The sequence below is a fragment of the Bosea sp. NBC_00550 genome (genome assembly GCF_026020075.1).
Lineage (GTDB): Bacteria > Pseudomonadota > Alphaproteobacteria > Rhizobiales > Beijerinckiaceae > Allobosea.
Map to the genome: position 1 here is coordinate 3,366,791 of NZ_CP102772.1, position 15,661 is coordinate 3,382,451.

General features: G+C 65.8%; 13 protein-coding genes. 11 read left to right on the top strand and 2 right to left on the bottom strand.

Features of this window, described 5'->3' with window-relative positions:
• Positions 1 to 12 precede the first annotated feature (12 nt).
• From NWE53_RS16180 to NWE53_RS16195, 4 genes are all read left to right on the top strand, one after another.
• Entirely contained in the window at positions 13 to 1,143 is a 1,131-nt protein-coding gene (locus NWE53_RS16180; RefSeq protein WP_265050399.1) for a mandelate racemase/muconate lactonizing enzyme family protein, read from the top strand.
• A 111-nt stretch (positions 1,144 to 1,254) separates the two neighbouring features.
• Positions 1,255 to 2,277 (top strand): TIGR03571 family LLM class oxidoreductase, encoded by a 1,023-nt coding sequence (locus tag NWE53_RS16185; protein ID WP_265050400.1) that lies wholly within the window; start codon positions 1,255 to 1,257, stop codon positions 2,275 to 2,277.
• 18 nt (positions 2,278 to 2,295) lie between these two features.
• Entirely contained in the window at positions 2,296 to 3,117 is an 822-nt protein-coding gene (locus NWE53_RS16190; RefSeq protein ID WP_265050401.1) for an aldo/keto reductase, read from the top strand.
• Positions 3,118 to 3,130: 13 nt separating this feature from the next.
• Complete coding sequence (locus NWE53_RS16195; RefSeq protein WP_265050402.1) at positions 3,131 to 4,324, top strand: MFS transporter; 1,194 nt, start codon at positions 3,131 to 3,133, stop codon at positions 4,322 to 4,324.
• Between the two features lie 12 nt (positions 4,325 to 4,336).
• Here NWE53_RS16195 and NWE53_RS16200 read toward each other — a convergent pair whose 3' ends face one another.
• A complete protein-coding gene (locus NWE53_RS16200) occupies positions 4,337 to 5,056 on the bottom strand; it encodes a ribonuclease activity regulator RraA (RefSeq protein WP_265050403.1) in 720 nt (239 codons plus the stop codon).
• Positions 5,057 to 5,588: 532 nt separating this feature from the next.
• Between NWE53_RS16200 and NWE53_RS16205 the strand changes: the two genes are divergently transcribed.
• The 3 genes from NWE53_RS16205 (at position 5,589) to NWE53_RS16215 (ending at position 9,284) form a co-directional block, all read left to right on the top strand.
• The gene (locus NWE53_RS16205) at positions 5,589 to 6,290 is read left to right on the top strand and encodes a FadR/GntR family transcriptional regulator (protein ID WP_265050404.1); all 702 of its coding nucleotides are present in this window, start codon (positions 5,589 to 5,591) and stop codon (positions 6,288 to 6,290) included.
• Between the two features lie 243 nt (positions 6,291 to 6,533).
• Positions 6,534 to 7,514: an ABC transporter substrate-binding protein gene (locus tag NWE53_RS16210; RefSeq protein WP_265054930.1), complete on the top strand. Its 981-nt coding sequence runs from the start codon at positions 6,534 to 6,536 to the stop codon at positions 7,512 to 7,514.
• 33 nt (positions 7,515 to 7,547) lie between these two features.
• Entirely contained in the window at positions 7,548 to 9,284 is a 1,737-nt protein-coding gene (locus NWE53_RS16215; protein WP_265050405.1) for a cache domain-containing protein, read from the top strand.
• A 6-nt stretch (positions 9,285 to 9,290) separates the two neighbouring features.
• On the opposite strand, the gene NWE53_RS16220 is transcribed toward NWE53_RS16215, so the two are convergent.
• Positions 9,291 to 9,956 carry a Crp/Fnr family transcriptional regulator gene (locus NWE53_RS16220; protein WP_265050406.1) on the bottom strand — a complete coding sequence of 222 codons (666 nt, stop codon included), beginning with the start codon at positions 9,954 to 9,956 and terminating at the stop codon, positions 9,291 to 9,293.
• A gap of 698 nt (positions 9,957 to 10,654) precedes the next feature.
• On the opposite strand from NWE53_RS16220, the gene NWE53_RS16225 reads away from it, so the two are divergent.
• The 4 genes from NWE53_RS16225 to NWE53_RS16240 all read left to right on the top strand — a co-directional run bounded on the left by NWE53_RS16225 (position 10,655) and on the right by NWE53_RS16240 (position 15,602).
• Complete coding sequence (locus NWE53_RS16225) at positions 10,655 to 12,409, top strand: adenylate/guanylate cyclase domain-containing protein (protein ID WP_265050407.1); 1,755 nt, start codon at positions 10,655 to 10,657, stop codon at positions 12,407 to 12,409.
• A gap of 50 nt (positions 12,410 to 12,459) precedes the next feature.
• Positions 12,460 to 13,461 (top strand): phosphatase PAP2 family protein, encoded by a 1,002-nt coding sequence (locus NWE53_RS16230; protein WP_265050408.1) that lies wholly within the window; start codon positions 12,460 to 12,462, stop codon positions 13,459 to 13,461.
• Between the two features lie 10 nt (positions 13,462 to 13,471).
• Positions 13,472 to 14,494, top strand: coding sequence for a G1 family glutamic endopeptidase (locus tag NWE53_RS16235; protein WP_265050409.1), 1,023 nt, complete (start codon positions 13,472 to 13,474; stop codon positions 14,492 to 14,494).
• A gap of 271 nt (positions 14,495 to 14,765) precedes the next feature.
• Positions 14,766 to 15,602: an alpha/beta fold hydrolase gene (locus tag NWE53_RS16240; protein WP_265050410.1), complete on the top strand. Its 837-nt coding sequence runs from the start codon at positions 14,766 to 14,768 to the stop codon at positions 15,600 to 15,602.
• The last annotated feature ends 59 nt before the right edge of the window (positions 15,603 to 15,661 follow it).

The window sequence follows — 15,661 nt, forward strand, 5'->3', positions numbered from 1 at the left end:
AGGAAGCCGAGAATGGCCAAGATCGTATCCGTCGAAGTGTTGCAGGCGAACCTGAAGCCCAAGGTCAAGCGCACCGACGCCGTGCAGAGCTTCGAGCTGCAGGAGACGCCGATGGTCCGCATCACCGATGCGGATGGCGTGACCGGCACGGGCTACAGCTACACCATCGGCACCGGTGGCTCCTCGGTCTGCAAGCTGATCGACGATCATCTCGCACCCGTCCTGATCGGCCGCGAGGCCGAGGAGATCGAGGGGCTGTGGCGAGCCCTGTTCTTCCGCGTCCACGCCACGACGGTGGGCGCCATCACCTCGATCGCGCTCGCCGCGATCGACACGGCACTGTGGGACCTGCGCGCCCGGAAGACGGGCCTGCCGCTACACCGGCTCGCCGGCGGCGCCAAGAATGCGATCGAGCTCTATTACACCGAGGGCGGCTGGCTCCACATGGAGCAGTCCGAGCTGGTCGAGGAGGCGCTCAAGGCCAAGGAAAGCGGCTTCGGCGGTACCAAGGTCAAGGTCGGCCGGCCGCATGTCGCCGAGGATGTGAAGCGCCTTTCCGCTGTGCGCGACAAGGTCGGCTTCGGCTGGGAGATCATGACCGACGCCAATCAGGGCCTCTCGCTCGACGAGGCGATCCGGCGGGCGCGTCATTACGAGAAGCTCGACGTCGCTTGGTTCGAGGAGCCGATCCATGCCGACGATATCGGCGCGCATCGGCGTCTCTCGCAATCGACCACCGTGCCGATCGCCGTCGGCGAGTCGATGTATTCTCTCTCGCAGTTCAAGGACTATCTCGAAGCCGGTGCCTGCTCGATCGTGCAGGTCGATGTCGGGCGCATCGGCGGCATCACGCCCTGGCTCAAGGTCGCGCATATGGCCGAGGCCTTCAACGTGCCGGTCTGCCCGCATTTCCTGATGGAGATCCATCTCGGGCTGTGCTGCGCGGTGCCCAACAGCCGCTGGCTCGAATACATCCCCCAGCTCGACCTCGTCACCTCCTCGCCGATCCGCATCGAGAACGGCAAGGCGATCCCTTCCGAGAAACCGGGTCTCGGCATCGACTGGGATTGGGAGGCGCTGGAGAAGACCATCGTCCACCGCAAGAGCCATGGCACCGCTCCTGCCTTGAAGGCCGAAGCCTGAGATGAGTGCGGTCGAGAGGCGCGCCGTCGTCATGACGCCGTAAGCCGCCGGCGCGATTATCCAGGACGCCCTCGCCTGTGAAGCCCGTTCACAGATAATGTGGCAGGAGGCGTGATTATCAAGCTGGTCGCGGTGCCTTATCTCCCGGCCATGACACGGAACTCCGCATTGGACCTGATCCGGAAGCCGGATCGCCTGACTCTTGGCCTCGAGCTGCCGCTCGACAACGACTGGTCGCCCGCCGGCGAAGCCCGCCGCACCGAGCAGGGGCGTCCGCCCGGCGTCCCCGATCTCAGCCGGCAGACGGAGCTGATCCGCTGGGCCGACGATCTCGGCTTCTCGGCCGTCTGGCTGCGCGACGTGCCGGTGTTCGACCGGGTCAATATGGGCGACGCAGGCTCGGTATACGACGTCTTCACGCTGCTCGGCTTCCTCGCCGGCCAGACGCGCAATATTGCGCTCGGAACGGCCGCCGTCGTGCTGCCGATCCGCCATCCCCTGATGACGGCCAAGGCCGCGGCTTCGGTCGACGCATTGTCCGGAGGTCGTCTGATCCTCGGCGTCGCCTCGGGCGACCGGCCGGTCGAATATCCACTGCTCGGTCTCGATTTCGAGACACGGGGCGAAGCCTTTCGCGAGGCCGTCGCCTATCTGCGCGCGGCATGGCAGCCCGGCGGGCTGCCGGTGAACGGAGAGCGGATGGCGGGGCTCGATCTGCTGCCCCGGCCCGACCAGCCGAGCATACCGCTCGTCGTCGCCGGACAGGCGCGGCAGGACGACGCCTGGCTCGCGGCCAACATGGATGGCCGCTTCGTCTATCCCGGCAGCGTCGAGCGCATGGCCGCGCAGGTCGCGCGCTGGCGGGCCGCCACCACCGGCCCGGGCGCGTTCATCAGCGCCTTCCATCTCGATCTTCTGGACGATGCCGCCGCGCCGGCCGAGCCCATCCGCTTCGGCGCGCGCGTGGGTCGCAACGGGCTGATCGCGCATCTGCAGGCGCTGGTAGCCGCCGGAGTCGACCACCTCGCCCTCAACCTCAGGCAGTCGGCACGGCCGCCGGTGGAGATCATCGAAGAACTGGCGTCGGACGTCATCCCGGCGCTCGCCACCAAACCCAAGGCGCATGCCGCCTAAGCACTCAGGAGACAGACAATGGAAATCGTGAAAGCGCATGGCGCGGAGATTCCGGCGCTCGGTTTCGGCGTCTTCCGCATGTCGGACGCCGAGGTGGAGGCCGTTGTGCCCGCCGCGCTGGAAGCCGGCTTCCGCCACTTCGACACCGCCCAGATCTACGGGAACGAGGCGGCGCTAGGCCGGGCCCTTGCAAGCGCGGGAGCCCGCCGCGACGACCTGTTCCTGACCACCAAGGTCTGGGTCGAGAATTACAGCCCCGCCAAATTCGCCGCCTCGGTGGATGAGAGCCTCGGCAAGCTGAAGGTCGACCAGGTCGATCTGCTGTTGCTGCACTGGCCGGCCGAGGTCGCCATCGCCGAGCAGATCGCGATGCTGGACGCGGTGCAGAAGGCAGGCAAGACGCGCTTCGTCGGCGTCAGCAACCAGAACATCGCGCAGATGCGGGCGTCGGCAGCGCTGAGCACCACGCCGATCGTCACCAATCAGGTCGAGCTGCATCCTTATCTGGACCAAAGTCGTCTCGCCGCCGCCGCGAAGCAGGCCGGCATCGCGATCACCGCCTATTACGGCATGGCCGATGGGGCCGTGCCGCGCGACCTCGTCCTGCAGAAGATCGGCGCGCAATACGGCAAGAGCGCCGCGCAGGTCGCACTGCGCTGGCTGGTCCAGCAGGGCTTCGTCGCGCTGTCGAAGACCGCGAAGCCGGAACGTATCGCCGAGAACATCGCGATCTTCGATTTTGCGCTGTCCGATGCGGACATGACAGCAATCGCGCAACTGGCCCGACCGGACGGGCGGCTCGTCAGCCCGGCGGGCCTGGCGCCCGCCTGGGACGCGTGAAGCCGAGGCGACAATGACCGCAACCACCTGTTCGGCGACGGCCGAAGCCGCCGCCGCGCCGCATGCCCGCTGGGCGCTGCTGGCGCTCGCCGTCGGCGCCTTCGGCATCGGCACCACCGAATTCTCGCCGATGGGCCTCCTGCCCGTCATCGCCCAGGGCGTGGACGTCTCGATACCGACCGCGGGCCTGCTGATCAGCGCCTATGCGATCGGCGTGATGCTCGGCGCGCCGGTCATGACGCTCGCCTTCAGCCGTTTCGGCAAGCGCACCGCGCTGATGCTGTTGATGGGCATCTTCACCATCGGCAATCTGATGTCGGCGATGGCGCCGGGCTATTTCACCCTGCTGCTCGCCCGCCTCGTCACCAGCCTGAACCACGGCGCCTTCTTCGGGCTCGGCGCGGTGGTGGCGGCCAGCGTGGTGCCGAAGGAGAAGCAGGCGAGCGCCGTCGCGGCGATGTTCATGGGCCTGACGATCGCCAATATCGGCGGCGTGCCTGCGGCGACCTGGATCGGCCAGCAGATCGGCTGGCGCATGGCCTTCGCCGGCACGGCCGTGCTCGGGCTCGCCGCAATCGCTGCGCTATGGTTCGCGCTTCCGCGCGGTGAGGCAGGCACGCGGCCCGACCTGCGACGTGAATTGCGCGTGCTGACCCGCCCGGCCGTGCTGCTGGCGATGGCGACGACCGTGATGGGCGCGGGCGCCATGTTCACCCTCTACACCTATGTCGCGCCCGTTCTCGCGACCCTGACCGGCGCGTCCGACGGCTTCGTCACGCTCGGGCTGGTGCTGATCGGCGTCGGCTTCACCCTCGGCAATGCGCTCGGCGGGCGACTGGCCGACTGGTCGCTGGACGGCGCGACGAAGATATTCCTCGGTGCGCTCGCCGTGATCATGTTCGCCCTGCCCCTGGCCATCACCAGCCATATCGGCGCGGCCATCGGCCTGCTGGTCTGGGGCGCGGCGGCCTTCGCGATCGTGCCACCGGTGCAGATGCGCGTGATGGAGGCTGCGTCCGAGGCGCCGGGCCTCGCCTCCTCGATCAATGTCGGCGCCTTCAACCTCGGCAATGCCGTCGGCGCCGCGCTTGGCGCCGCCGTCATCAGCCTGGACCTCGGCTATGCCGCCATCCCGATCGCCGGCGGCCTGCTCGCTGCTTCCGGCCTCGCGCTGGTCTGGCTCGGGAACAGGCGTTCCGAGCCTTAGGCGGAGCGTGCCTCAGCGGTTGTTGGCGCGGCGCCATTCCGCGAAGTCGATCTTCGTCTGCTCCTCGGTCGCGGGGTAGAGCCCGAGGATCGAGCGGCCCTTCATCACCTCCTCGGCGACGAAATCCTCGAAGGCCGTCATCTCGACCGCCTCCTCGGTCACCTCGTCGGCGAGATGGGCGGGGATGACGACCACGCCCTCGCCGTCACCGAGCACGACATCGCCCGGCCAGACCGCGACATCGCCGCAGCCGATCGGCACGTTGATGTCGATAGCCTGATGCAAGGTCAGGTTGGTCGGCGCCGCCGGCCGGTTGTGATAGGCCGGGAACGGCAGCGCGGCGATCTCCGGAGAATCGCGGAAGCCACCATCGGTGACGACGCCGGCGACACCACGCTTCATCAGGCGCGAGACGAGAATGGCGCCCGCCGAGGCGGCCCGCGGGTCTTTGCGGCTGTCGATCACCATCACCGCGTCGGGAGGACAATCCTCGACCGCCTTGCGCTGCGGATGTGCCCTGTCGAGGAAGACCGAGAGCGGATTCAGGTCTTCCCGCGCCGGGATGTAGCGCAGGGTGAAGGCCTCGCCGACCATGGTGCCGGTGTTCGGGCTCAGGGGCCGCACATCCTGGATGAACTGGTTGCGGAGGCCGCGCTTGAACAGCGCGGTGCAGACCGTCGCGACCGAGACGGTGCGGAGCTTGGCGCGGGTTTCCGGCTTGAGCTTGGACATCAGTTCATTCCCGAGGAGATGCGCCGCCCGCCGGCGGCTTCGAAGACATGGATGGCGGTGGGGTCGATAGCGAGCGGAATGTGCTCGCCGACGGCAAGTTTCCTGCTTTTGCCGGTGGTCGCAACCCGTGCGGCGCCGCCGAGATCGAGGCTGACGAGCCGCTCCGGGCGGTCATTTCGATCATCGTGACCGTCGCGTCGAGCGGGCTTGCGCCCAAACCGAGATGCTCCGGCCGGATACCGGCGACGACCTTCTGCCCGGCCTCCCTAACTGAGTCAGCTCGATCTTCTGCCGGCCCTGCGCACCGCCGAGACACGTAAGCAGCACGCCGCACAAGTGATCCCGAGAGCTGAAATTCATCTCGTCTCTCCCAGCGAATTCTTCTTACCCAGCCCACTCGAACGGCTGATCCTAAGCCTGGCGACCATAAAAGCGAGTATAATTTGTAAAATAAGTTGTAAAGTAGTTTTTTAGACGATGCACCGAAGCCGGCCCTGCACTAGAATGTCGGCAACTGCGATGGGGCGAAGCGGTGACGGCAGCGAGAAAGGTGGCGGCGGGCAAGCTCGGCGACCGCGTCTACGAGTATATTCTGAGCCAGATCATGACCGGGGACTTCGCGGTGGCGGCGCGGCTGCCCGCCGAGAGCGAGCTCGCCGAGCGCCTTGCCGTTTCCCGCCCGATCGTGCGGGAGGCGCTCGGCCGCCTGCGCGACGACGGCCTGGTCGAATCGCGGCGCGGCTCCGGCTCCTATGTCCTGCGCCGGCCCGCCCCCGATGTCCGCAGCTTCGCGCCGATCAGCAGCATTGCGGACATCCAGCGCTGCTTCGTCTTCCGCATCGCGGTGGAAGGAGAGATCGCCGCGCTGGCGGCGAAGATGCGCGATGAGGACGGGCTTCTGAGATTGCGCCACGCCTTCAACGCGCTGGAGATCGTCAGCGAGCAGGGCCGGCTCGGCGTCGAGGAGGATATCGCCTTCCACCGCGCCGTCGCCGAGACCACCGGCAACCATTTCTTCGTGACCACGCTCAACGGGCTCCACGAGCAGATCGCGACCGGCATCAGCCTCAATCGCAACCTCTCGCTGATCCAGCCGCGCCCCCGCCTTCTGACGGTCCAGATCGAGCACAGGGCGATCCTGGACGCGATCGAGAGCGGCGACGAGACGGGCGCGCGCCGCTCCATGCAAACCCACCTTGAAAGCGCGCGCAGGCGCGTTTTCGAAGGAAGTTAGCCCGCTGCGCGGTCGCGCCGGTCGCATCGCCGCCGCGCGACAATGCATGGGAACGCCCGATGCGCCCATTCCTCATGGGAAGGCGGCAATAAAGAGTTGTTTCCGCATACCGAGCGCCACAACAAAACGATGCCGTTGCCGAATGGCTGGAGTAATATCCGCCCGCTCGATACAGATGAGCGCCGTTGGGAGGAGACGGCCTTGCGCTTTCTGCCCTTCGCCTCGACAGAGGCTCCCGATCGCATGAGCCGGCGCGACGTCCTCGTGCTTGCTGGCGGGGCGGCGGCATGGGCCGGCCCGGCCTACTCGCAGCAACCCGCAATGCCGCTGCTGGGGTATCTCGGCTCGGAAACCCCGGATCGCTACGCCAGTCGCCTCGTGGCCTTTCGCGCCGGGCTGGCCGAGGCCGGCTATGCCGAGGGGCGCAACGTCGTGATCGATTATCGATGGGCGGAAGGCCAGTACCAGCGCTTGCCGGCGCTGGCCAAGGATCTGGTCCAGCGCAATGCCAGCGTGATCGTCGCTCCCGGAGGCGCCGAGGTCGCGCTCGCGGCGAAATCGGCGACGGCCACGATTCCGGTCGTATTCGAGCTGGGCGGAGACCCCGTTGCCCTCGGGCTGGTGGACAGCCTGTCCCGGCCCAGCGGCAATCTCACCGGCGTATCAAGCCTGAGCGTCGAGGTGTCGCGCAAGCGGCTGGAGTTCATGGCGGAATTGCTGCCGAGCGCCAAGCTCTTCGCGGTCGCCGTGAACCCGGCAAGCCCGACCTCGAACTCGCAATTGACGAACCTTCATAATGCCGCAGGCAGCCTCGGAGTGACGCTGCATCTGCTCAAGGCCAGCACGGAACAGGAGTTTGGCGCGCTTTTCGCCGGGGCCGCTCAAGCCGGCGCAGGCGGCCTCATCTTCACGTCGGACCCTTATTTCGCTTACCGCAGCCCACAGCTCGCCGCGCTCGCGGCCGCCCACGCCGTACCGGCGATCACCCAGTCCCGAGACTTCCCCGTTGCCGGCGGATTGATGAGTTATGGCGGCGATTTCGAACAATCGCACCGTCACACCGGCGTCTATGCCGGCCGCATCCTCAAGGGCATGAAGCCGTCGGAACTGCCGGTGCAACGCGTCACCAAGGTCGAGATGTTCATCAACCTCAAGGCTGCGAACGCTCTCCGCCTGTCCATCCCGCCTTCGCTCCTGAGCAGTGCCGACTTCGTGATCGAATAACCCGGCCGTTGAGCCGCTGAGCGAGCCTACGCGATGTCCAACATGCCAGCGGCGCCGCGACTATCGCTGTTCAGGAAGTATTTTCTCGCCCTGTTCGCGGCCGTCGTCGTGCCGCTCCTGTTCGCGGGGAGTGTCGAGGCGTGGTTCGGCTATCGCGACCAGCGCACCAGCCTGAACGATATCCTCGATGCCGAGGCGCGAGCAGCGGCAGCCAAGATCCAGGACTTCATCGAGGGCATCCGCGATCAGCTCGGATGGGCCGTCCTCTTGTCCTGGTCGGATAGCGCCGACGAGAAGCGCAGGCTCGATGCGTTTCTCGTGCTTCGGCAGGTTCCGGCCATCCAGAGCCTCAGCCTTATCGACGCCGCCGGCCGGGAACGGTTGTTCCTGTCCCGCATCGGCCTGAACAGGGTCGAAAGCGGGGATGATCAATCCGGGAACCCGGCCGTTGCGGGAGCGCGCTCGCATCGCGCCTGGTTTGGGCCGGTCACGTTTCAACGCGGCTCGGAGCCTTTCATGACGATTGCGGTCGCTGGCAACCGCCCAACCGCCGGCGTGGCGGTCGCAGAGGTCAATCTCAAATTCATCTGGGACGTGATCGCGGCGATCCGCGTCGGGCGCACGGGGGAAGCCTTCGTGCTCGATCAGCCGGGCCGCCTCGTCGCCCACCCGGACATCAGCCTGGTCCTGCGCGCCGATGAGACCGCGGCGGGGCCGTTGCGGGACCTGCGGGCATCGATCCTGGCCCAACCGGGCGAGGCGATCGCCGGCCGGGATCTGACGGGAGGCAGAGTGCTCGCGGCCATGGCGCCCATCGCTGGGGTCGACTGGACCGTCGTCGTCAAGCAGCCCATCGTGGAGGCGTTCGGCCCGATCTACGCCGCTTTATGGCGCACGGTGGCCCTGCTCGTCGCCGGTGCGGGCCTCGCTGCCGTGCTGGCCTACTGGCTCACGCAACGCATGGTCGAGCCCATCGTCCTTCTCGAAGACGGGGTGACCCGGATCGGCGCAGGGCATTTCGAGCACCGGATCCACCTCGCGACGGGCGACGAGTTCGAGCGGCTGGCGACCCGTTTCAACGAGATGGCAAGCGAACTGGCGATCTCGCAGGAGCGCTCGGAGCGCATAAGCAGGCTCAAGCGCTTCCTGGCCCCGCAGGTGGCAGAACTCGTCGAACGCACCGGGGACGAGCACCTGCTCGACGGGCGGCGTCTCGAAGTGGTCGTCCTGTTCTGCGATCTGCGAGGTTTCACCGCCTTCTCGGCGCGGGCCGAACCCGAAACCGTCATCGGTATGCTCGGCGAGTACTACACCGTTCTGGAAAAGGTGGTCAGCGCCCATGGAGCGACGTTGACGAACTTCTCCGGCGACGGCGCGATGGTGCTGTTCAATGCGCCTTTCTCTTGCTCGGACCCGGCGATGCGCGCCCTGGAAATGGCGCATGACATGCAGGTCGGCGTGCACAAGCTGTTGGCCGGTCAGCGCGAGCTCGACCATCGGCTGGGGTTCGGCGTGGGTCTTGCCATGGGCCTCGCGACCGTCGGCCGGATCGGCTCGGAGGGCCGCCTCGACTACACGGCGATCGGAAATGTCGTGAACCTCGCCTCGCGCCTGTGTTCGACCGCCCGCGATTTCGAGATTCTCTGCGATCGCGCGGCGGCTGACGCGATCGGTTCCCGCTTGCCGCTCGTCGAGCTGAAAGCGCAGGTCTTGAAAGGGTTCGACCAACCTGTGCCGGTCCATTCCCTTGTCGTCACCGAAAAAGCTTAGCGACGCTCAGACGCTGGTGCGGCCCGGCTTGGACATTGCGATCTTCGCGATCCGGCGGAACTCGTCGATGTCGTGAATCGTCAGGCGTTCGCGGCCGAGCGAGAGAACGCCCATCCGCTTCCAGCTCTGGAGCTGGCGGTTCACAGTCTCGCGCGTGATCCCGCTGAGCGACGCCAACTCGTCCTGCGTTGCGTGCACCTCCGTCCCATAGTCGATCGCGAGCGTGAGGATGCGCCGCGCCAGCCGGGTCGCGGCAGGGAAGAAGGTGGTGTCCTCCATGCGCTGGAGCACGTCGCGCAACCGCGCACAAAGGAGCTCGATAAGCTGCAATGAAATTGCAGGGTCGCCCGAAAGCAGTTTCAGAAAATCCCGGCGCGGCAGGAAGAACATCTCGGTATCTTCCATGGCCACCGCATCGGCGGTTCGCGAACGCCCATCGAGAAGGGCGATTTCGCCGAAGATGTCGCCGCCTCCGAGCAGATTCACGGTCATCTGCTGCCCCAGATCATCTGTCGTGCCGATACGGATCAGACCGCGGCGGATGGCATAAAGGCCATCGCCCGGATCCCCCTTCAGGAACAGGACCTCGCGTGCGGCCAGATGCTGCGGCCGACAGATCAGCGCGATGTCCTCCAGCGTCCCCGGAAGCATGCCCGCGAAGAACGGATTCACCGACAGAAGGCTCGCGATGCGATGGGATCCGTCGTTCATCTGGTGCTCCCGGTATCCGGCTTTTCGGAGCAGTCTATTCCTATGTGATCCAGCGCACGGAAGGTGAAGCGTGAACGGCACAGAACTCTGCCCCGACAGGCCGCCCAGCACCGCATTCCGCGGCCGGGTGAGAGCCGATCGAGAACGGAGCTCATCGTGTACGACGCTCTGGACCGCGCTAAAGCGCCTCTGAACCTAGCAGCTCTGGCCCCGTTACGCGACGGCGCGACGGAAGCGCCGCTCATGGTGCCGCCATCGCGCAGAGCACCGCGGCTGCTTCGCTGGCTGGTGCCAGCCTACACCCTTTGGCGAGGTGCAGCGGGCCCCGGGCCCCTCGACGAGCACACCTTGAACGATATCGGGCTGACGCGAATAGAAATGCTCTATAGCGGCCCGAAGAAATAGATCGGCGGTATCCCTTGTCCGCCGGTCCCGACCACTCAGCCGTCCGTATCGCCGACCCGCAACGGAACGCAATCCGGACGGACAGCGACTCGTGGAAAGGCGAAGGCTCGCCTTTCCACGTCATGGTTCCCATACGGAAGCGCTTACAGGTAGACCCGACGAAGCTCTCATGCCAGCATTCGCGGAGGCTTGATCCATCCTTGTCGATCCCGGTCCGGACAGGACCGGGACCAGGTGCGAAAGCTCCAACGCAGATGCAGCGTCGTCCGGCCGCCATCCTTTCAGCCGACGTGGTCGGCTACATGCGCCTGAGCGAAGCGGCGGAAGAAGCGACGCACCAGCGGCTGATGAGTCTGCGCGCAGATCTGATCGATCCGTGTGTGCGCGAGCATGGCGGGCACACCGTCAAGAACACCGGCGACGGATTTCTGGCCACGTTCGAAAGCGCGCTTCAGGCGACCCTTTGTGCCCTTTCGCTGCAGCGCGCGCTGACAGCCGCGACGGCCGACCAACCGATGTCCCTGCGGATCGCGTTTCGCATGGGAATCCATCTCGCCGACGTCATTTTCGAGAGTGGCGATATTTTCGGAGATGGCGTCAACGTCGCGGCCCGGCTGCAATCCTATGCCGAACAAGACGGAGTGATCATCTCCGAGGCAGTCTTTGATCAGCTTGACGATGCGACGAGAACGCTGGGCTCCGACATGGGCGAGATCTTCCTGCGCAATCACGAACGGCCGGTGCGCGTCTTCGCCCTTCGATCCGAGCCCGGGCCCGCTCCCAGCAGCAAGATCGGCGAAAGCCATGCCGCAATCGATGCCAGAGCTTCCATCGCGGTCCTGCCGTTTCGCATGAACGGCTCCCGATCCCACAAGGTTTCCATCGCCGACGGCGTGGTCGACTCGATCATCCAGTCGCTGTCGGGGCTCAAGGAGCTGTTCGTCATCTCACGCGGCTCGACGCTGGAATACGGCCGGCAGCGGATCGACCCGGTGGCCTTCGGGCGCAAGCTCGGCGTTCGCTACGTGATGGACGGCACCGTCTCGCTGTCCGACCGTCGCGTGCGCATCAGCACCGAGCTCATCGCCAACGAGAACGGCGCCGTGGTCAGTGCAGATCACTATGACGGCAGGGTCAACGAACTGTTCGACCTGCAGGACCGCATCGCTTTGAAGCTCGTCCGGACCGTCGCGCCCCATGTCCGCGAGCGCGAGTTGCAGCGGGCCCTGCGGCAGCATCCGCAGAACATGACCGCATACGATCTACTGCTTCAGGCCCTCGACCTGCTCTACAAGATGGATGCCGACAGCTTTGCCCGGGCGCGCGGCCTCCTCCAGCAAGCGATGACGCTCGATCCGTCCTACGCTCCCCCTTTCACCTACACCGCGCTCTGGCATGTCTTCCGCGTCGGCGAACTGGGCTCGCCCGATCCCGATGGCGATGCGCAGGCGGCGGTCGATCGGGCGCGGGCGGCAATCGAGCGCGACGGCAACGACCCGCTCGCGCTCGCGATCTACGGCCATGTCCAGGCATTCTTCCTGCGCGATACGGTCACGGCTCAGCGCTTCCTCGACCGGGCGATCGAGGCCGGGCCGAGCGTCGCGATGGCCTGGACGATGAGCAGCGCCACACGTGGCTTCGTCGGCAACGGGCCCTTGGCGGTTCTGCACGGCGAGAAAGGTCAACGCCTCGCCCCGGCCGATCCCTATCGCTTCTGGCACGAAGGCATCCTGGCCCAGGCGCACTACATTAACCGCGACTATGATCAGGCGGTTGGCTGGGCACGAAGTGCAGTTGCCCATAATCCATCAATCCGCTTTACTCTACGTACGCTTGCCGCCAGCCTGATCGCTGCGGGTCGAACGAGAGAGGCTGCAAGCGCGTCTGACCGGCTTCTTTTGGTCCAGCCCGATTTTCGACTGACCCCCTACGCGCAGCGCTGCCCGTTCGCCTCGCCTATTCTTGAGCAATGGATCACGCATTTGCGGAAGGCAGGACTGCCTGACTGAGCCGAAGCCTAACGAGTTTGCCGCAACAGCAACCGTGCGGGGTTCACGCGATGACCGGCAATACTGGCAACACCGGCAATACCGGAAACACGGGAAACACGGGAAACGCCGGCATCAGCGGCGACGACGGGAGCTGGTTCGTGCCCGACAGGGCCGATTTTCCGTTCTCGATGGAATCGACGGCGACCGGCGGCCGAATCCGCGACCTTCACAAGTCGGTTCATATCCGGCTGGATCCGACACCGGGACCGGTAAAGAAAATTCTCTTCACCAATGCCGCCGGCGGCGGAGACCCTGTGACCTTCGCGGATCGCAACTGGGCTGCCCGCTGGCTTGCCTTCCGCGTGCTGACGGATTTCACGGCAACGAACTGGAACACCACCCAGCTGAACAATACCCTCGCCGACATCCTGATCGACCTGAACACCCTGGTCGGGACCGAGACCAAGCAGGCGCTGGAGATCAAGAACCTGCTCGCCGCCGCGCGTGACGAAAGGGCATCCGCCTTGGGCGAGATTCTCGGGCAGGATGGCGAGTTCATCAGCACCTTCATGGCGGCGCTGGCAATGACACCGGCTTCGCATCCGCAGACATTCCGGGTTCTGCATATCGCCAGCCTGGTCGCTTCCTTCGGCGCCCTCTACTACAAGCAGGTCTTTCAGCGGCCACGCCCTTCCTGGGAATGCCCGGCGCTGATGCCGCCGATCCCCGTGCCCGGACACTCGGCTTACCCAAGTGGCCATGCCACCCAGGCGCTTCTCATGGCCGCCTGCATGGAACATGTGCTGACGATCGTGACGCCGGCGCTGCCGCAGGCCGACCGGACCGCCCTGACCGAGACGATCAAGGCGCTGGCGCGGCGGGTCGCTCGCAACCGCGAGATCGCCGGGCTGCATTACCCCAGCGATTCCGCGGCCGGCGCGGCACTGGCATCCGCAGCTTTCGCGAAGCTCTCGAAGCACACCGGCACCGGGCAAAGCGTGAGCCATTATGCGCTCCGGTCCTTTGGCGAGGCCGTCACGAAAGCCGCCGCCGAATGGAAAGCGGGTTGAGGAGGCGGTGATGGTCATCCGCCCGCGTGACAGGACCGTATCCCTGCATCCGAATGGTGCGATCGTGCCCTATCCGCTGCCGCCGGACCATTTCGATCCCGCGGCTGCGAACGACGAGGAACTGCGCCTGTTCGGTCTGCCCACACAAATGGCATTCAGCGGCAATCGGACGGCGGCAGCGTTTCGCCGGGCTTTCCTGCGCCACCGTCCGGGCACCCCTCCCTTGAGCTTCCTTCTCGCGGTCGAGCCCACGGCGGGGCCCCCGCCGTCAGGGATCATCGCGATTGCCGCGCCGGTCTCCTGGCCATCCCAGAAAAGCATGAACTGGTCGGGCGGATACGTCACCCCGCGCGATGGCCGCAGCTTTGCGTCCGTGATGGCGAACTGGACGGTGCCAGAAGTCTCGGCACCCACAAGCGGAAATGCCTCGGAATATCAGAGCTCCACCTGGATCGGGCTGGACGGGCAGAAGCGCTATCTCGATTCCTCGCTCCCCCAGATCGGCACTCGGCAGAAGCGCCTTACGCAGCCGGCTCCACGATCCGAATATTCGAGCTGGTTCCAGTGGTGGGCGCGGGGTCGTGATCTGCCCATTCAGGATCTCGCGCTTCCGGTCGACGCCTATGACGAGATCAGCGCCATCATCACCGTGCTCGACGAAACGACCGTGCGCTGCAATCTGAAGAACGTCAGCAAGGGCATCATCCTGCAAGCCTTCGATGCGCTTGCCCCCGCTGGCCTGCGCATCAGCGGCGCGACCGCCGAGTGGATCATGGAACGCCCGAGCCCGATGGGATCCGACGGGTGGGAGCCCTATGAGCTTCCCGCCTACACGCCCTTCGCGTTCACTGCCTGCGTGGCCGAGTCCGCCCTGCCAGGTCTCCCAGACCTGCGGGAGCACGATCTCGAAGGCGCGCGGCTGATCCGCATGTACGAGATCGCTCACACTCCGACGAGTGTCCGAACGATCTCGACCGCCCGCCGCGAGCTGGGACCGCCGCAGCGGCTGGAACTGACCTATGTTGCGCCCTGACCGGGAGATGCCCGGAAGCGGCCGACCGCAATCTAATGCATCTTCAACAGCGACCGCACTTTCGTCGCTCTTGACGAAAGCGGCCGGTTGCGGCGCTGATGACCACTTCTTTCACACGGGTTTTAACGCGTCATGCCGGGTCCTGCCGGAGGCATGGCGCAGCCGGCGTTGACGCATATCTGCCAAGCCGGAACGATAAGAGACAAAACGCGGGGCAATCGGACAAGATGGCCTGCAAGGACCATGTTTGGCGCACAGAAGGGACATCGATATGTCATTCGTCACCACCAAGGACGGGGTCGAGATCTTCTATAAGGATTGGGGTCCGAAGGACGCCCAGCCGATCATGTTCCACCATGGCTGGCCGCTGTCTTCGGATGACTGGGACGGGCAGCTCCTCTTCTTCCTGTCGAAGGGCTATCGCGTCGTCGCCAGCGACCGGCGCGGCCATGGCCGCTCGTCGCAGGTCTGGGACGGCCATGACATGGATCACTATGCCGCCGATGCCTCGGCCGTCGTCGAGCATCTCGACCTGAAGAACGCCGTCCATATCGGCCATTCGACCGGCGGCGGCCAGGTCGCCCGCTATGTCGCGAAATTCGGCGAGCCTCAGGGCCGCGTCGCAAAGGCGGTGCTGGTCAGCGCCGTGCCGCCATTGATGGTCAAGACCGAGAAGAACCCCGGCGGCCTGCCGATCGAGGTCTTCGACAGCTTTCGCAAGGCGCTCGCCGACAACCGCGCGCAGTTCTTCCTCGATGTCCCGACCGGCCCCTTCTACGGCTACAACCGTCCGGGCGCGAAGGTCGACCAGGGCGTGATCTGGAATTGGTGGCGGCAGGGCATGGCGGGCAGCGCCAAGGCCCATTACGACGGCATCAAGGCCTTCTCGGAAACCGACCAGAGCGAAGACCTGAAGGCGATCAGCGTGCCGACGCTGGTGGCCCATGGCGACGACGACCAGATCGTGCCGATCGGCGCCTCCGCGCATGAATCGATCAAGCTTCTGAAGAACGGCACGCTCAAGGTCTATCCGGGCTACCCGCACGGCATGCTCACCACCAATGCCGAGGTGCTCAACGCCGACCTGCTCGCATTCGTGAAGGGCTGACGCCACGGGAGTGGTCGGTCAGCCGGCCACTCCCCATCATGGAAGATGCGTGAGCTCCG